Genomic DNA, 16,408 nt, shown 5'->3' on the forward strand with positions numbered 1-16,408 from the left:
GACGGGGCGTCGCGTTCACGCGGCGGATTCGGCGCGATGCGCCACGCGGCCGTAGAGCGCGCGCAGCAGCGCGGCGCGCAGGCGCGGCGTGAACGGACGCTCGACCCAATGGTGGGTGGCGGCGGCGAGGCCCAGCAGCAGCGCGCAAACCGCGGCGAGCAGCAGGACGGGCGGCAGGTGCGGGTAGCCGACGCTGAGCAGCGCCTTGCCGATCTGCGTGTGCAGCAGGTAGAGCGGATAGGTCAGCGTGCCGAGGAACGCGAAACGCTGGAAACAGTCGGGGATGCGGCGCGCGGCGATCAGCAGGAACACGCCGAAGAACGCCGTGATCGTGACGAACACCACCGCGGGCTCGAACGTGACCCCGGTCAGGTGCTGTTTGAGCAGCCCGAACCAGTAGCCGTGGCGCAGCGCGTGCACCCAGCACACGCCGAAGACGGCGAGCCGGTAGAGGCTCATGCCGCGGGCGCGGATCAGGTAGCAGATCGCCCCGGCGACGAAGTACTGCGCCCAGTCCTGGATCAGCACACGCTGCAGCCAGGCCGGATGCGGTAACTGGTCCATCAGCACGCAGGCGGCGATCCAGCCGCCGAGCAGCCACTCGATGTGCTTGGTCTGGCTGCACAGCAGCACGACGAACATCAGCAGGTAGAAGCGCAGTTCGACCGCGAGGGTCCAGTAGACGCCGTCGACGTTCGGGAAGCCGAGGAACTCCTGGAACATCGTCAGGTTGACCAGGAAATCGGTCACGCCGACCGACTGGTAGTCGGGTATCGGCCATGGCCATACCAGCACGAAGGTGAAGGTCACGCACAGGGCGAACCAGTAGGTCGGCAGCAAGCGCGTTGCCCGTGACACCACGAACGCGCGCGGCCCGCGCCCGAGAGCGGTCAGCAGGATCACGAAGCCGCTGACCATGAAGAACAGGTCGACACCGAGGTAGCCGTACTTGGCGAAGGGCGCCAGCGCGGGGTAGGCGAGGTAGCCCGAGGCGTGTTCGATCCAGAAGCGGAACGCGAGGTGATAGAGCATCACCGCCGCCGCGGCGAGAAAGCGCAGGACGTCGATTTCGTGGAAGCGTTCGTTCGGGGGCATCGGGCGTCACCTGTCTGACGGGAGCGGGAGGGCGAGCAGCATTCGGTACGGCCAGTTGCCGTCGGGGCGCCACTGGCAGCGCGCGCACCCGTCGAGCATGCTCCTTCCGCGCCGTCCGCCAGCCACGTGCTGCTCGGCGCCACCCCCGCGCGCAGCGGCAGCGGGCTCATTCGCGCGGCTGCAGCTGCCAGCCGCGCTCGGTCTTGTGGAAGGTCAGCTTCTCCTGCTGGCGCAGGCGCTGCCCGGCGCGGAAGTCGCCGTAGCGGGCGCCGAGCAGCACGGTGCCGAGGCCGGCGGCGAGCGGGTTGTGGGCGTCCCTGACGCCGGCGGTGACCCCGCTGAGCGACTTCTGGAACACCAGGTCGTATTCGACGTCGGCCTGGTAGACGTTGGACGAGGCCTCGAAGCCGTTGGTCTTGACCACGTTCTCGACCGTGAACAGGCCGCCGGCGTCGCGGGTCAGCGCCTCGACGAGCTGGGTCCTGATCAGCGCGTCGTCGGGGCGGCTGGAGCAGGCCGCGAGCACGGCGAAGAGGGCGAGGGCGGGCAGGCGCTTCAGCATCGGGCGGGTTCCGTCGGCGGGCGGGCGGGGGGCGCGTGCGGGCAGCCTAAACGGGTACCCGGTGGAGCGTCGAGCCGCCGCCGGCCTCAGCGCATCGTCACCAGCTCCTCGGCGCTGGTCGGGTGGATGGCGACGGTGTCGTCGAAGTCGCGCTTGGTCGCGCCCATGCGCACCGCCACGGCGAAGCCCTGCAGCATCTCGTCGACGCCGTCACCGATCGCGTGCACGCCGATCACGCGCCGCTGCGGGCCGAGGCAGACGAGCTTCATCGCGGTCTCGCGCGGGTGCGCGCTGAACGCGCGCAGCATCGGCGTGAAGCGCGTGGTGAAGACCTGCACCGCGTCGCCGTGCGCGGCGCGCGCCTGCGCCTCGGTGAGGCCGACGGTGCCGATCGGCGGGTGGCTGAACACCACGGTGGCGATGTTCGCATAGTCGAGGTGGCGTTCGGGCTGGCCGCCGAACAGGCGGTCGGCGAGGCGACGGCCGGCGGCGATGGCGACCGGGGTGAGCGCGGCGCGGCCGGTGACGTCGCCGAGCGCGTATACGCCGGGCACGTTGGTGTTCTGGTAGTCGTCGACCGGCATCGTGCCGTCGGGCGCGACGTGCACGCCGGCGGCGGCGAGGTCGAGCCCCGCGGTGTTCGGCGCACGTCCCACCGCCCACAGCAGGCAGTCGACCTCGAGCGCCGCGCCGTCGCTGCGCTCGACGCGCAGGCTGCCGTCGGGCAGGCGTTCGAGGCGCGTCGGCCGGGTGCGGGTGAGCACCTCGATGCCGTCGGCGCGCAGCGCCGCCAGCAGGCTCTCGCGGATCAGCGCGTCGAACTCGCGCAGCGGCTCGTCCTTGCGCAGCAGCAGCGAGGTGCGGGCGCCGAGCGCGCGCAGCATGCCGGCGAGCTCGACCGCGATGTAGCCGGCGCCGACCACCGCCACGCGCCGCGGCAGTGCCTCCAGCTCGAAGAAGCCATCGGAGGTGATGCCGAGTTCGGCGCCGGCCACCGCCGGCACCTGCGCCCGCCCGCCGGTGGCGATGGCGATGTGCGGGGCGCCGAGGCGCCGGCCGTCGACCTCCACGGTGTGCGCGTCGACGCAGCGCGCGTGGCCGCGCAGCAGCGTCACCCCGGTGCGTTCGAGGTAGCCCGCGTACCAGTCGTTGATGCCGTGCACGTAGCCGTCGCGGGCGCGCTTGAGCGCGCCCCAGTCGTGGCCGCGCAGCTCGACGTCGAAGCCGTAGCCGGCGGCCTCGGCGAGCGCGTGCGCGTGGTGGGCGGCGAACCACATCACCTTCTTCGGCACGCAGCCGACGTTGACGCAGGTGCCGCCGAGGCGGCCGGACTCGATCACCGCGCAGCGCGCACCGTAGCTCGCCGCGCGTTCGACCACCGAGAGCCCGCCGCTGCCGGCGCCGATGGCGATCAGGTCGTACTGGTCCATGCCGAATCCCCCCGCTGACTGGTCCGCGCCGCAGGATAGCAGCCCGGCGCCCGCGGCCGCTCAGGCCGTCGCCGGCAGCAGGCCGTGCCGCTCCAGCGCGGCGAGGTCGCGGGCGGTCGCGCCGGCGAGCGCGCGCGCGGCGGCGAGCGCCGCGGCGACGCCGGCACCGGCACCGGTGTCGCGGGCCGCCAGCGCGCGCACCCAGGCGGCGCCGAGCGCGGCCTCGCTCGGGACTTCCTCGATCGCGCCGGCGTCGCGCAGCGCCACGTACACCGGGTAGCTCGGGTAGAGCGGCTCCCAGCCCGGCGTGACCTGCACCGGCCGGCCGACCGCGAGCGGTTCGAGCACGTTGTGGTTGAGGCCGACGTAGCAGACGTGGCCGATGCGGTAGAAGTCGGCGAGCTCGCCGAAGGTGTCGAGCACCAGCACCTGCGCGTCGTGCCAGGCACCGGGATGGCGCCCGCTGCGCCAGGCGGCGCTGAGGCCGCGCGCGGCGAGCAGTTCGGCGAGGGTGGCCATGCGCTCGGGCTTTTCCGGATGGCGCGGGGTGAGCACCAGCAGCGCCTGCGGGTGCGCCGCCAGCACCGTGGCGTGGGCGTCGAGCACCGCCTGCTGCTCGGCGACGTTGGTCACGCAGCCGGTGACGATGCAGGGCCGCCCGCTCGCGGCGATGGCGTCGAGCAGCGCCGCGCGTTCGGCCGGTGGCGTGCGCGGCGCGGTGGTCAGGGCGTCGAACTTGATGTTGCCGGTCACCTCCACGCGCGCCGGGTCGGCGCCGGCGGCGAGCAGGCGCTCGCGCACCGCGGCGTTCTGCACCAGGCAGAGGTCGAGCAGGCGCGGGTAGGCGGTGCCGAACCAGTCGCGCTCGATCGCGTCCATGCGGCACGACGGGCCGGCGCCGTAGAGCCAGCCGTTCACCAGCACCCGCGGCGCACCGGCGCGCGCGGCGGCGAGCGGCAGCGCGAACGGGAAGCGGCAGGGCGCGTCGTGCAGCAGGCCGGGGATCTCGGCGATCAGCAGCAGCGCGGGCGGGCAGCGTGCGGCGAGCGCGGCGTAGTCGAGCGGCGCGGCGATGTCGACGATCTCCACCTCGTGCCCGCCGAGGCGTCCGAGGTAGGCCGTGCGGTACAGCGTGTGGTCGGTCAGCAAGAGCAGCGGCGGTGCGCCGAGGCGCGCGAGCAGGGCGTCGAGGAAGGGGTGGATGGCGTTGAGCTCGCCGATCGTCGACACGTACAGCCACAGCCAGCGTGCACCGGGGCGGGGGGTGGGCAGCGGCGCGGCGGCGGCCGGCGCGGCGCGCAGCGCGGCGAGGCGTTCGAGCGTGCGGAAGGTCTGCCAGCGCAGCGTGCCGGCGAGGCCGAGGGGGGCGAGGGCGTGCATGATGGGGCGGGCTCCCGGCCGAAGGCGATGGGCGCGCAGTGTAGGGCCTGCCGCCGCGGCCGTGCCGCGCCGGGCGCTTGGAATGCGCCGGGCGCGACCCTATCGTAACCACATGTCACGTCGCCCCCCCCGGAACACCGCCATGAGCAACCCGCTACTCGCGATCGAAGCCCTGCCGCGCTATGCCGCGATCCTCCCCGAGCACGTCGAGCCCGCCGTCGATCAGGTGCTCGCCGACAACCGCGCGGCGATCGAGGCCCTGCTCGCCGGCGGCGGCCCCTACACCTGGGGCAGCCTCGCCGCGCCGCTCGAAGACCTGCAGGACCGGCTCAACCGCGTCTGGGGCCCCGTCGGCCACCTCAACGCGGTGATGAACTCCGAGGCCCTGCGCGCCGCGTACAACGCCTGCCTGCCCAAGCTGTCGGCCTTCTACACCTGGTACAACCAGCACGAGGCGCTGTTCCACGCCTTCGAGGCGCTCGCCGCGGGGCCGGACTACGCCGGGCTCGAGCCGGCGCAGCGCAAGGTGATCGACGACGCGCTGCGCGATTTCCGCCTCTCCGGGATCGCCCTGCCGCCCGCGCAGAAGGCGCGCTACGGCGAGATCATGCAGGAGCTGTCGCAGCTCGGGGCCAAGTTCTCCGAGAACGTGCTCGACGCCACCCAGGCCTTCCGCAAGCACGTCACCGAGCCGGGCGTGCTCGCCGGGCTGCCCGAGTCGGCGCTCGCGCTGGCGCGGCAGAGTGCGCAGCAGGCCGGGCTCGACGGCTGGCTGCTGACGCTGGAGTTCCCGTCGTACCTGCCGGCGATGAACTACGCCGACGACCGCGCGCTGCGCGCCGAACTGTACGCGGCCTATGCCACGCGCGCCTCCGACCAGGGGCCGCACGCGGGGCGGTGGGACAACACCGCGGTGGTCGCGCGCATCCTCGAACTGCGCCACGAACTGGCCGGGCTGCTGGGCTTTCCCGACTACGCGGAGTACTCGCTCGCGACCAAGATGGCCGACAGCGCGCAGCAGGTGCTCGACTTCCTGCGCGACCTCAACCGCCGCGCGCGGCCGCAGGCGCAGCGCGAGTTCGCCGAGCTGTGCACCTTCGCGCGCGAGCACGGCGGCAGCGGCGAGGTGCAGGCCTGGGACGTCGGCTACCACGGCGAGAAGCTGCGCGAGCACCGCTACGCGATCTCCGAGGAGGAGCTGCGGCCGTACTTCCCGGCGACGCGCGTGGTGCCGGGGCTGTTCGCGGTGGTCGAGCGCCTCTACGGCGTCGGCATCCGCGACAACCCGGCGGTCGAGGTGTGGCACCCGGACGTGCGCGCCTACGACATCGTCGATGCCGACGGCAGCCTGCGCGCACAGTTCTACCTCGACCTCTACGCGCGGCCGAACAAGCGCGGCGGCGCCTGGATGGACAGCGCCGTGGCGCGCCGGCGCACCGCCGCCGGGGTGCAGGTTCCGGTCGCCTACATGGTCTGCAACTTCACCCCGCCGGTGGGCGGGGCGCCCGCGCTGTTCACCCACGGCGAGGTCGAGACGCTGTTCCACGAGTTCGGCCACGGCCTGCACCACATGCTGACGCGCGTCGACTACGCGCCGGTGTCGGGCATCAACGGCGTCGAATGGGACGCCGTCGAGCTGCCCAGCCAGTTCATGGAGAACTGGTGCTGGGAGCGCGAGGCACTCGACCTGATCGCCGGCCACTGGCAGAGCGGCGAGCGCATCCCCGACGCGCTCTACGCGCGGATGATCGCGGCGAAGAACTTCCAGTCGGCGATGCAGACGGTGCGGCAGATCGAGTTCGGGCTGTTCGACCTGCGCCTGCACCGCGAGTACGCGCCGGCGCAGGGCCCGCGCGTGCTCGAGCTGCTCGACGAGGTGCGCGCCGAGGTGGCGGTGGTGATCCCGCCTGCGTTCAACCGCTACCCGATGAGCTTCTCGCACATCTTCTCGGGCGGGTATGCGGCCGGCTACTACAGCTACAAGTGGGCCGAGGTGCTCTCGGCCGATGCCTTCAGTGCCTTCGAGGAGGCCGGCGTGTTCGATCGCGCCACCGGCGAGCGCTTCCTGAAGAGCGTGCTGGAGGTGGGCGGCTCGCGTCCGGCGCTGGTCAACTTCACCGAGTTCCGCGGTCGCGAGCCGCGCATCGACGCACTGCTGCGCCACAGCGGCATCGCCGCCTGAGGGCCGGCGGCGCGCGCCTCAGGCAAGCGGGTAGGCCCCCGGCCGGTAGCCGGGGCTCGCCGCCTCGACCTCTGCCACCGAGGCGTCGAGGCGCTCGCCGCCGTGCGCGCTGGCGCAGGCGCCGCGGGTGAACGGCGCGTGCGTGCGGGCATAGGCGCCCTTGAGGAAATGCGCGTACGAGTCGGTGGGGCGAACGGCGTAGTTCGCCGCGCCGAGCGCCGGCGGCGGGGCGAGCGCGAGGCCGGCGGCTGCGGCCTCCTGCATCATCCACGCGAGCGTGATGTCGGCGAGGCGCCGTTCCTGGTAGCCCCCGCCGACATCCGCGTGCGCGCCGACGAACCAGCGCTGTTCGAGGTTCGCCGCCGGCGTGGACGGATTCCACAGCTTGGCGGCGTAGGTCGCGCGGTGCTCGTCGAGCGCCAGCGCGTGGCGCACCGTGTCGATGTGCGCGAGCACCCAGTCGTCGTTCAGCCCGAACGCCGCGGCGTTGAGGTCGGACAGCACCTCCAGCGGGAAGCCGAGCGCGCCGACCGTGTCCCACACGCCGAGGAAGCGCAGGCGCGGGCGTTCGGTGCTGTAGAGATCGCGGAAGTCGCGCGCCTCGCGGCCGTCACCGCCGCGGTTGCCCCACTGGCGGAAGACGTCGTAGGCGGCATCGAGCTGGCCGATCGTCGCCGGGCCGAGCAGGCCGGCGGTGGCGATCATCGTCGCCAGGCTGCGCGCGGTGTAGGCGCCGCGGCTGAAGCCGAACAGCCAGATGGCGTCGCCGGGGCGCCAGGCGCGGACCAGGAACTCGTAGCCCTGGCGCACGTTCACCGACAGCCCGAGCCCGGTGAGGCCCCCCAGCAGGTGGCCGACGGTCTGGCTGCCGACGCCGGGGTCGTACCACTTCAGGCCCTGGCCCGGCGCCGTGGCCTTGAGCACCTCGGCGACCGGGAGGGCGCGGTCGACGGGGTCGGCGTCGACCGCCTCGTACAGGTGCGCCACGTTGGTGCGGAAGTGGCCGAGGGCGGGGTCTTCGTCGGGCGTGTTCCAGGTGCCGTCGAAGCACAGGACGAGGTCGCGGGGCATGGGCGTTCTCCGGAATGGGGGCGCGGCGTCACCCCATCGGCATAGCCGCCGCCGCGCCAAACGCAAGGCCGCCCCGCGCGGTCGCGCTCACACGCCGTGCGCGTGGATGGTGTCGGCGCCGGCGATCTGCGGCAGCGCGGCGAGCGCGAGCTCGTCGGCGCGGGCCTCTTCGAGCAGCCATTCGCGGAAGGCCCTGACCTTGGCGCGCTCGGCGGTGTGCGCCGGGCACACGATCCAGTAGCCGAACTCCAGCGGCGCCACCAGCTTGAACGGGATCACCAGGCGTCCGGCGTGGATGTCGGGCAGCGCCAGCACCGGCAGACCGAGCGCCACGCCCTGGCCGTCGATCGCGGCCTCGATCGCCAGCGAGGCGTGGTTGAAGCGCGGCCCGCGGGCGGGGTCGACGCCCTCCACGTTGGCGACGCGCAGCCACTGCACCCAGTGCGACTCGGTCTCGAAGCCGTAGGGCGTCTCGTCGTGCAGCAGCGTGTGGTAGCGCAGGTCGTCGGGCGTCAGCAGCGGGTGCTCACCGGTCAGCAGCTGCGGACTGCACAGCGGCGTGACCTGCACCGAGAACAGCTTGGTGACGTGGTACTCGGGGTAGTGGCCGGTGCCGAAGCGGATCGCGACGTCGACGTCCTCGCGGCGGAAATCCATCGGATCGGTGGCGGAGGCGCGCTCGCCGGCGCGGCGCACGTCGAGCAGGTCGTTGCTCGCCGCGATGCGCATCTCGATCTCCGGGTGCCGGCTCATGAAGTTGTCGAGCCGCGGCACCAGCCACTTCACCGCGAACGACGGCGTCAGGCTCACCGTGAGGATGCCGGTCTCGTCCTGCGCGCGCGCGAGTTCGACGGCCTCGGCGAGGCAGTCGAAGCCCTGGCGCAGCAGCGGCAGGCAGGCGTGGGCGACCTCGGTGAGCGCCAGTGCACGGTTCATGCGCCGGAACAGCTGCACGCCGAGGTGCTCTTCGAGCGACTTGATCTGGTGGCTGATCGCCGCCGGGGTGACGAAGAGCTCCTCGGCGGCCTTGCTGAAGCTCAGGTGGCGCGCCGCGGCCTCGAAGGCGCGCAGTGCATTAAGGGGAGGAAGGCGGTAAGCCATGGCAGCCTCGAATGAATCCAGTTCATGTTGCAGTGAACAATAAATCAATTGAGAACGGCCGACACGGCACCCACAATCTGCACCGTATTGGAACGGCGACGCACTCAAAAAGTGCGCTCATCGTTAAGTGGATGTCCCGCTGAAGGCCCGCCCTGAATGTCTTGCCCAAAAAATGGGCAGTCGGCGGCAGGGCGCAACCGAGGGACATCCGAGGCAACCTACAGGTAGACATCATGTTCAAGTCGTTCGATCTCAATCCGGCTAGCAGTCATCTCGTCAACGCGGTCAGCTCGACCGGGTTGTTCATTCCCCAGGGCATGAGCCGCTTCGATACCGAAGTGCGGCAGTCGCTCGTCGCCCGTCTCGGCCGCTGGCTGCAGCGTCGCCAGCAGCGCCTGGAACTCGCGCGCCTCGACGACCGCATGCTCTCCGACATCGGCCTGAGCCGTGCCGATGCCCTGGCCGAGGCCCTCAAGCCGTGCTGGCGTGACTGAGCGTGCGCCGCGTTCGCGGCCCCTCGTCTCCACGCCATCGGCCGAGACCTGAACGCGCCCTCCGGGGCGCGTTCTGCTTTTCGGCATGCGGCGGCGTTTCCTGGCAATGCACGGCCCATGCCCTGGTGATCCAGGCGCTATGTTGCAGTGAACAAAAGCCTTTTGTCGCGCTTTGTTGCGTTGCAGCAAAATCGATTCATCCGGATGACGCAACAGGGGCCGGCGTGCGCGCGGGGCCCGGTGCTGCGCCGTGGTGATGCGGCCGGTGACGACCATCGCACCGATGCCGGCACGTGGCGTATTCCTGGCGGCGGGGCGGCTGGATGGCGGGGCGAACGCGTACGGCGGCGCGACCGGATGCCGTCCGGGCCGCGCACCTTAGAGGATCGGCTGGTGGAATCCCAGCGGGCAGGGTGGTCCCGATGCCCGGCGGTGCGCCGCCGCCGCCGATGGCTCACGGGGCAGGGTGGACCCGCGCGGTTGCCGCGGAGGATGGCCGCGGGCGGGCGACAGGGCGCGCCGTTGCCGATGGGCGGTGCGGCGGAGGCAGCCGGTGCGGAGGAGCGACTGGCCGCGCCCTCGCCGGGGCGCGGCCGGCTGCCGCGTCAATAGGCGACCGTGAAGCGCTGCCGGCGGTGGGCCGGCCGCTCCAGTTCGTCGAGCATCGCCACCGCGTAGTCTTCGAGCGAGATCGCGCTGTTGCCGGCGGCGTCGGTGAGCAGCCGGTCCCGGCCGAGCCGGAACGTCCCGGTGCGCCGGCCCGGGGCGATCGAGGCGGCCGGCGACAGCATCGTCCAGTCCAGGTCTTCGAGGCCCCTCAGCAGTTCGAGGGCATCGCGGGCGCCTTCGGCCGAGGCCTTCCACTGCGCGGGAAAGTCGGGGCTGTCGATCAGCAACCGCCCGGGCTCCGTTTCGAGGCTGCCCGCGCCGCCGACCACCAGCAGTCGGGGGACCCCGGCGGCCTGCACGGCACGCACGATGCTCCGGATGCCCTGCCGGTAGTAGTCCCGCACGTCCGCCTGCGCGTGGCCGCTGAAGGCGCTGAGCACGGCGTCATGACCGCGCAGCTGCCCGGCCAGCGCGTCCGCGTCGGGCACGTCCGCTTTAAGCGCGGTCAGCCGCGGCTCCGGTGCGAGTCTGTCGGGCCGGGTCACGAGTGCGGTGACCGCGTGCCCACGCGCGAGGGACTCGGCGCGCAGGGCCGAGCCGATGAAGCCGCTGGCCCCGATGATGGCAACTTTCATGTGCTGTTCTCCGAAAGGTGTGGATGTCGGTATCGCCATGCAAGCGCTTGCACGGGCGGCATCATCGGGCGCCCCATTGTTTGTAAAAAGGTGCACAATTGAAATTCATTGGAATTGATCCAGGAACAATCTGGGCATGGCGGACGCTGCGGCGGAAGATCTGAACCACATCCGCATCTTCGTGGCGGTCGCCGAGGCGGGCAGCTTCACGGCCGCCGCGGAACGCCTGGGGCTGGCGAAGGCGCAGGTGAGCCTGCAGGTCGCCCGGCTGGAGACGGCCCTCGGCGAGCGCCTGTTCAACCGCACCACGCGCAGGGTCGGCCTGACCGACGCCGGGCAGCGGCTGCTGGACGCCTGCGCGCCCCTGCTGCACGGGCTGCTCGCGGCGCTGGGCAGCGTCGGCGCCGGGGCGCCCGTCCTCAGCGGCCGGCTGCGGGTGAGCGCCACGGTGGACCACACCGTGCAGTTCCTGGCCGGGGTCGTCGCCGACTTCGCCGCGCAGCATCCGGCGCTGGAGATCGAACTGCGCTCGAGCGACCGGCTCGCCGACCTGGTCACGGAAGGGATCGACGTCGCGATCCGGATGGGCTGGCTGCGGGATTCGAGCCTCAGGGCCACGCCGCTCGGCGCGTTCGAGCAGGGCGTGGTGGCCGCGCCCGGCTACCTCGCGCAGCACGGCACGCCGGCGCATCCCGGCGAACTGGCCGCGCACCGCTGGATCGCCCTGACGCTGCTGCAGGCGCCGCTGACCTGGACCTTCACCCCCGCGGCCGGCGATGCGGTGACGGTGCGGATGCGCGCACGCCTGCGCACCGATTCGCCCGTCGCCTTGCGTGCCCTGCTCGTCGGTGGCGCCGGAGTCTCGGTCGTGAGCCTGCTGCAGGCGGCGGACGAACTGCGCGACGGCCGGCTGGTGCGGGTGCTGCCCGACTGGCGGCTGCCGCGCGGCGGCATCTTCGCCGTCTACCCGCCGGGGCGGCATCGCCCCGCCGCGGCGCGGGCGTTCGTCGCGTTCGTGCGCGAGCGGCTGTCGGGCGGGCCGCAGGACGGCGCGCCGTGAACGCGCGGCGGGTCAATCCTCGCCGCGGCGCAGCCCGTACTTCTTCAGCTTGTCGTAGAGCGTCTTGCGTGGCAGGCCGAGCGCCTCGCAGGCGGCCCCGACGCTGCCCTTGTGGCGTTCGAGCTCCTGCACGATCACCGCGCGCTCGAACGCCGCCACCTGCTCGGGCAGCGACAGCGTCGCGCCGCTGCCCGGCTGGTAGCCGTTGTCGACGAGCTGCCCGAGCACGAAGCGGTCGGCGGCGTTGGCGAGTTCACGCACGTTGCCGGGCCAGCGCTCGGCGAGCAGCCCGGCGAGCACCTCGGCGCTGATCGGTGGCGCCGGGCGGCGGTAGCGCTCGGCGGCGCGCAGCACGAAATGCTGGAACAGCGGGGCGATGTCCTCGCGCCGGTCGCGCAGCGGCGGGATCGTCAGCTTGATCACGTTCAGGCGGTAGTAGAGGTCGGCGCGGAAGCGCCCGGCATCGGCCTCGGTGCGCAGGTCGACCTTGGTTGCCGCGACCACGCGGATGTCGAAGGGGATCGCGCGGTTCGAGCCCAGCCGCTCGGCGCAGCGGTCCTGCAGCGCGCGCAGCACCTTCACCTGCAGGTTGAGCGGCATGCTCTCGATCTCGTCGAGGAACACGGTGCCGCCGTGCGCGTACTCCAGCTTGCCGATGCGCTTGCTCGACGCGCCGGTGAAGGCGCCGGCCTCGTGGCCGAACAGCTCGCTCTCGAAGATCGTCTCCGGGATCGCGCCGCAGTTGAGGGCGACGAAGGGCGCGTCGCGCCGGCTGCTCGCCCGGTGCAGGCTGCGCGCCACCACCTCCTTGCCGGCGCCGGTTTCGCCCTCGATCAGGATGTCGGCGCCGCTGTCGGCGAGGTCGGCGATCGCCGCGCGCAGGCGCACGATCGCCGGGCTGCGCCCGAGCAGCAGGATCTCGCTCGTGCGGCTCGCCTCGATCTCGGCGCGCAGGCGGCGGTTCTCGAGGGTCAGCGCACGCATCGCCAGCGCACGGCGCACGGTGTCGAGCAGGGTGTCGCGGCGATAGGGCTTTTCGAGGAAGTCGTAGGCGCCGTCGCGCATCGCCTGCACCGCGGTGGCGATGTCGCCGTGGCCGGTGACCAGCACCAGCGGCAGCTCGGCGTCGAACGCACGCACCCGCGCGAGCAGTGCGAGGCCGTCGAGGCCGGGCATGCGGATGTCGCTGACGACGATCCCCGGCCAGTCGCGGTCGAGCTGTTCGAGCGCCGCCTCGGCCGAGGTACAGGGGCGCACCGTCAGGCCCTCCAGCTCCAGCGTCTGCGCGCCCATCGCGAGCACGTGGGGTTCGTCGTCGACCAGCAGGATGGGGCCGGAGGCGTTCATCGGTGGGTTCCTCGCGTGCGGCGGGTCGGGGGCCGGGTGCGGTGCGCTGCCGCAGCGGCGGACGGCCTCATGGCGGCGGTGCCTGCGGCAGGTCGATGGTGAACAGCGCACCGCCGTCGGGGTGGTGCGTGGCGCGCAGCGTGCCGCCGAAGGCGTCGACGATGCCGTAGGAGATCGACAGCCCCAGCCCCAGCCCCTCACCGACCGGCTTGGTGGTGAAGAAGGGGTCGAACAGGCGTTCGAGGGCGTCGGGCGCGATGCCCGGCCCGGTGTCGCGCACGCCGATACGCGCGCGCGCGCCGTCGGCGTCGAGGGTGAGTTCGATGCGCCGCTCGGTGGCGTCGCGCAGGACGTCGCAGGCGTTCTTCAGCAGGTTGACCAGCACCTGTTCGAGCCGGATCGCGTTGCCGCGCAGCCACACCGGCTGCGGCGGCCGCGTGACCGTGAGTGCCACCTGGTCCTCGCGCAGGCGCGGCTCGATCAGCGCGATCGCGTTGGTGATCGAGCGGCCGAGTTCGACCGCCTCGACCTCGTCGCCGGTCTTGCGGGCGAAGCCGCGCAGCTGGCCGGTGAGCACGCTCATGCGGTCGGTGAGTTCGACCACGGTGGCGAGGTTGGTGCGCGCCTCGGCGTAGCGCTCGCGCTCGAGCAGCACCACGGCGTTGTCGGCGTAGCCGCGGATCGCCGCCAGCGGCTGGTTGAGCTCATGCACGAGGCCCGCCGACAACTGCCCCAGCGCGGCCAGCTTGCTCGCCTGGATCAGGTCGTTCTGGGCCCGCTGCAATTCGCGGGTGCGCTCGGCGACGCGCACTTCGAGCTCGTCACGCGCGCGGCGCAGCGTCTCCTCGACGCGTGCCTGGTAGTGCAGGCGGTCGCGCAGGCGGTGCCGGCGCTGGCGCCAGAAGAGGCCGAGCGAGAGCGCCACGGCAAGCGCCGAGCCGACGCCGAGCAGCGTGTAGCGCACGCGTTCGTCGACCGGCGCGAGCGGCGCCAGCACGTGCACGTGCCAGCCGGCCTCGTTCACCTGGCTGGTCTCGACCAGGTACCCGGTGGTGACGGTCGATCGGCGGCCGTCCGCCTCGGCGCGCGTCTCGCGCAGGCTGATGCTGCGCAGGGCACCGTCCAGCCAGCGCCCGTCGGCCAGCGGCAGCGGCTCCAGCGGCTGGTCGACGTACTGCCGCGCTGCCTCGATGCGCTCGCGCGCCGCGCGGCTCAGCGGCTGCAGCGTGCGGTAGCGCAGGTCCGCGCGGTTGGTGATGAACACCACGCCCTCGGCGTCGGTGACGATCACCGGCATGGCCGTCTGCGACCAGGAGTTCTCCACCCGGTCGCGGTCGATCTTCACCACGCACACACCAATCACCTGGCCGCGGTGGCGCACCGGGTACGAAAAGTAGAAGCCCGGCCGGTTCGAGGTGGTGCCGAGTGCGAAGTAGAGCCCGCTGCCCCCCGCGAGCGCGTTCTGGAAGTAGGGCCGGAAGCCGAAGTTCATGCCCACGAAGCTGACCGGCGTATCAGCGTTGCTGGCTGCGATGGTGAGCCCATCGGCTGCGATCACGTAGGTATCGGTAGCCTGCGCGGTGGTGTTGAATGCGCTCAGGCGCTGGTTCAGCGCCGCCCGCAGCGCGACGTCGTCGGGGGCGAGCAGGGCGCGGGTGACGCGCTCCTCCTGCGCCAGCAGGCGCGGCAGCACCGCGTAGGTTTCGAGCAGGCCCTGCAGGCTCGTGCCGTAGCGTTCGAGCGCGCGCTGGGCGTCCTCGCGCACCGTCGCGAGCGCCGCGGCGCGGCTGATCGCTGCGGCCTGCCACAGCACGCCGGCGAAGGCGAGCGCGAGCAGCACGCTGAGGGCGTAGGCGTGGCGGCGCTTCACCGGGCGAGCCCCGGCGCGAGCAGCAGCGCCAGCAGCGGCAGGGTGAGCATCGCCGCCGCCGTCTGCACGGTGACGATGGCCGCGGCGAGCGGGGCGTCACCGCCCATCTGCCGCGCCAGCACGTAGGCCGACGGCGCACCCGGCAGCGCCGCGAACAGCGTCAGCACGGCGCGCTCGAGCGGGGCGAGGCCGGCGACGGCGCTGCCCGCCCACACCAGTAGCGGCAGCCCCACCAGCTTGAGCGCCACCGCGGCACCGACCGCCGCGGCGCGGCCGCCGACGGCGGTGAGGCGCAGGCCCGCGCCCATCGTCAGCAGGCCGAGCGGCAGTGCGGCGCGGGAGAGGATGTCGAGCAGCCCGGCGCTGCCCCACGGCAGCCCCAGTTGCCCCAGGTTCAGCACGAGGCCGAGCGCGCAGGCGACGATCAGCGGGTTGCGCAGCACGGCGGCGGCGAGGTGCCACGGCGCCACGCGCCCCTGCGCGTGGGTGATCACCGCCACGCACAGCAGGTTGACCAGCGGCACCATGATCGCCAGCGCGAGCGCGGCGAGCGGCGCGCCCGCGCGCCCGAACAGCGCCGGCGTCGCGGCGAGGCCGACGTAGGTGTTGAGGCGGATCACCCCCTGGTAGACCGAGCCGAAGCCGGCACCGTCGGCGGCGAGCCACGGCCGCAGCGCGTAGGCGAGCGCGGTCATCAGCAGCTGGCTCACGACGATCACCGCGATGAGCGGGGCGAAGGCGTAGCCACCGAGGTCGGCGAGCGCGAGTTCCTTCAACAGCAGCGCCGGCAGCAGCAGGTAGTAGGCGAGCCGCTCGGCCGGCGGCCAGAACGCCGAGCCGGGGAAGTCGGCGCGGCGCAGCGCCTGGCCCAGCAGGATCAGGGCGAAGATCGGGCCGAGCGCAGCCGTGGCGGTGGCGAAGGACTGGGCGAGGTTCATCGCGGCAGCCTACTACAGGCACCGGCGCGAACGTCGCATTGCGCGAAGGCTTGCGTATGTCGCAATCTGGCTTGCGCCGGATGGCTGTCTATAGTTACCCGGACGTTGGGCCTGGGCCTCGTTTTTTCATAATACGGAATAACAGCGAAATCGATGGAACTCCACATTGTGGAATTTTGAAGTCATGAAGTTTTACCATTCGGCCGCCGCAGTTCCGCAGCCCTGAACACGAAGGGTTGTAGTCGGCCGATGTTGCGCTGGCGACATTTCATCTACCAAGGGAAGCCGTTCACGTGCACGCACCCGCGGGTGCGGCAGGTCAGCGGCGTTCGACAAGCCCACGCTCATGAGGTCAGTCATGGCTAGTGACAATTACAACGACATCGACCCGCAGGAAACCGCCGAGTGGCTGGCGGCGCTCGATGCGGTGGTGCAAACCGGCGGCAGCGAGCGCGCGCACTTTCTGATCGAGCAGTTGATCGAGAAGGCGCGGCTGAAGGGGGTGACGCTGCCCTACAGCGCCACCACGCCGTACGTGAGAACACGGTGCCGCTGGCGCAGCAGGCGCGCATTCCGGGTGACCAGGCGCTGGAGCACCGCATCCGCTCGTACACGCGCTGGAACGCCATGGCGA

At 72.2% G+C, this 16,408-nt stretch carries 13 protein-coding genes and 1 pseudogene; 4 read left to right on the forward strand and 10 right to left on the reverse strand.

From position 1 onward, the window contains the following. Positions 1-15: 15 nt before the first annotated feature. From EV699_RS09640 to EV699_RS09655, 4 genes are all read right to left on the reverse strand, one after another. Complete coding sequence (locus EV699_RS09640) at positions 16-1,095, reverse strand: acyltransferase family protein (RefSeq protein WP_132542056.1); 1,080 nt, start codon at positions 1,093-1,095, stop codon at positions 16-18. A 166-nt stretch (positions 1,096-1,261) separates the two neighbouring features. Next, the gene (locus tag EV699_RS09645) at positions 1,262-1,657 is read right to left on the reverse strand and encodes a hypothetical protein (RefSeq protein ID WP_132542058.1); all 396 of its coding nucleotides are present in this window, start codon (positions 1,655-1,657) and stop codon (positions 1,262-1,264) included. An 86-nt stretch (positions 1,658-1,743) separates the two neighbouring features. Further along, positions 1,744-3,087 (reverse strand): glutathione-disulfide reductase, encoded by a 1,344-nt coding sequence (gene gorA, locus EV699_RS09650; protein ID WP_132542060.1) that lies wholly within the window; start codon positions 3,085-3,087, stop codon positions 1,744-1,746. 60 nt (positions 3,088-3,147) lie between these two features. Continuing rightward, the gene (locus EV699_RS09655) at positions 3,148-4,467 is read right to left on the reverse strand and encodes a 3-deoxy-D-manno-octulosonic acid transferase (protein WP_132542062.1); all 1,320 of its coding nucleotides are present in this window, start codon (positions 4,465-4,467) and stop codon (positions 3,148-3,150) included. A 142-nt stretch (positions 4,468-4,609) separates the two neighbouring features. Between EV699_RS09655 and prlC the strand changes: the two genes are divergently transcribed. Next, positions 4,610-6,649 (forward strand): oligopeptidase A, encoded by a 2,040-nt coding sequence (gene prlC, locus EV699_RS09660; RefSeq protein ID WP_132542064.1) that lies wholly within the window; start codon positions 4,610-4,612, stop codon positions 6,647-6,649. Between the two features lie 18 nt (positions 6,650-6,667). Here prlC and EV699_RS09665 read toward each other — a convergent pair whose 3' ends face one another. Both EV699_RS09665 and EV699_RS09670 read right to left on the reverse strand, forming a co-directional pair. Continuing rightward, complete coding sequence (locus EV699_RS09665) at positions 6,668-7,720, reverse strand: DUF2235 domain-containing protein (RefSeq protein WP_132542066.1); 1,053 nt, start codon at positions 7,718-7,720, stop codon at positions 6,668-6,670. 87 nt (positions 7,721-7,807) lie between these two features. Continuing rightward, a complete protein-coding gene (locus EV699_RS09670) occupies positions 7,808-8,821 on the reverse strand; it encodes a transcriptional regulator GcvA (protein ID WP_132542068.1) in 1,014 nt (337 codons plus the stop codon). 233 nt (positions 8,822-9,054) lie between these two features. Here EV699_RS09670 and EV699_RS09675 point away from each other — a divergent pair, with 233 nt between their 5' ends. After that, a complete protein-coding gene (locus EV699_RS09675) occupies positions 9,055-9,315 on the forward strand; it encodes a DUF1127 domain-containing protein (RefSeq protein WP_243662615.1) in 261 nt (86 codons plus the stop codon). Between the two features lie 605 nt (positions 9,316-9,920). Here the strand turns inward: EV699_RS09675 and EV699_RS09680 are convergent. Continuing rightward, on the reverse strand, positions 9,921-10,559 hold the full coding sequence (locus EV699_RS09680; RefSeq protein ID WP_132542070.1) for an NAD(P)-dependent oxidoreductase: 639 nt from the start codon (positions 10,557-10,559) through the stop codon (positions 9,921-9,923). 136 nt (positions 10,560-10,695) lie between these two features. Between EV699_RS09680 and EV699_RS09685 the strand changes: the two genes are divergently transcribed. Next, the gene (locus EV699_RS09685) at positions 10,696-11,619 is read left to right on the forward strand and encodes a LysR family transcriptional regulator (protein WP_132542072.1); all 924 of its coding nucleotides are present in this window, start codon (positions 10,696-10,698) and stop codon (positions 11,617-11,619) included. 12 nt (positions 11,620-11,631) lie between these two features. Here the strand turns inward: EV699_RS09685 and EV699_RS09690 are convergent, their stop codons facing one another. The 3 genes from EV699_RS09690 to EV699_RS09700 form a co-directional block, all read right to left on the reverse strand. Then, positions 11,632-12,966 (reverse strand): sigma-54-dependent transcriptional regulator, encoded by a 1,335-nt coding sequence (locus tag EV699_RS09690; protein WP_132542074.1) that lies wholly within the window; start codon positions 12,964-12,966, stop codon positions 11,632-11,634. A gap of 67 nt (positions 12,967-13,033) precedes the next feature. Beyond that, positions 13,034-14,836, reverse strand: a complete 1,803-nt coding sequence (locus EV699_RS09695; protein WP_132542076.1) for a sensor histidine kinase — start codon at positions 14,834-14,836, stop codon at positions 13,034-13,036. Further along, a complete protein-coding gene (locus tag EV699_RS09700; protein WP_132542078.1) occupies positions 14,833-15,774 on the reverse strand; it encodes an AEC family transporter in 942 nt (313 codons plus the stop codon). The genes EV699_RS09695 and EV699_RS09700 overlap by 4 nt, the downstream gene beginning before the upstream one ends. Positions 15,775-16,132: 358 nt before the next feature. On the opposite strand from EV699_RS09700, the pseudogene aceE reads away from it, so the two are divergent. Further along, positions 16,133-16,408 (forward strand): annotated as a pseudogene (gene aceE / locus EV699_RS09705) (pyruvate dehydrogenase (acetyl-transferring), homodimeric type); the annotation flags it as partial.

Source organism: Plasticicumulans lactativorans (assembly GCF_004341245.1).
Lineage (GTDB): Bacteria > Pseudomonadota > Gammaproteobacteria > Competibacterales > Competibacteraceae > Plasticicumulans_A > Plasticicumulans_A lactativorans.

Coding starts and splice junctions, on each gene's coding strand:
- EV699_RS09640 (WP_132542056.1), bottom strand. CDS start 1,095: ATGCCCCCGAACGAACGCTTCCACGAAATCGACGTCCTGCGCTTTCTC.
- EV699_RS09645 (WP_132542058.1), bottom strand. CDS start 1,657: ATGCTGAAGCGCCTGCCCGCCCTCGCCCTCTTCGCCGTGCTCGCGGCC.
- gorA (WP_132542060.1), bottom strand. CDS start 3,087: ATGGACCAGTACGACCTGATCGCCATCGGCGCCGGCAGCGGCGGGCTC.
- EV699_RS09655 (WP_132542062.1), bottom strand. CDS start 4,467: ATGCACGCCCTCGCCCCCCTCGGCCTCGCCGGCACGCTGCGCTGGCAG.
- prlC (WP_132542064.1), top strand. CDS start 4,610: ATGAGCAACCCGCTACTCGCGATCGAAGCCCTGCCGCGCTATGCCGCG.
- EV699_RS09665 (WP_132542066.1), bottom strand. CDS start 7,720: ATGCCCCGCGACCTCGTCCTGTGCTTCGACGGCACCTGGAACACGCCC.
- EV699_RS09670 (WP_132542068.1), bottom strand. CDS start 8,821: ATGGCTTACCGCCTTCCTCCCCTTAATGCACTGCGCGCCTTCGAGGCC.
- EV699_RS09675 (WP_243662615.1), top strand. CDS start 9,055: ATGTTCAAGTCGTTCGATCTCAATCCGGCTAGCAGTCATCTCGTCAAC.
- EV699_RS09680 (WP_132542070.1), bottom strand. CDS start 10,559: ATGAAAGTTGCCATCATCGGGGCCAGCGGCTTCATCGGCTCGGCCCTG.
- EV699_RS09685 (WP_132542072.1), top strand. CDS start 10,696: ATGGCGGACGCTGCGGCGGAAGATCTGAACCACATCCGCATCTTCGTG.
- EV699_RS09690 (WP_132542074.1), bottom strand. CDS start 12,966: ATGAACGCCTCCGGCCCCATCCTGCTGGTCGACGACGAACCCCACGTG.
- EV699_RS09700 (WP_132542078.1), bottom strand. CDS start 15,774: ATGAACCTCGCCCAGTCCTTCGCCACCGCCACGGCTGCGCTCGGCCCG.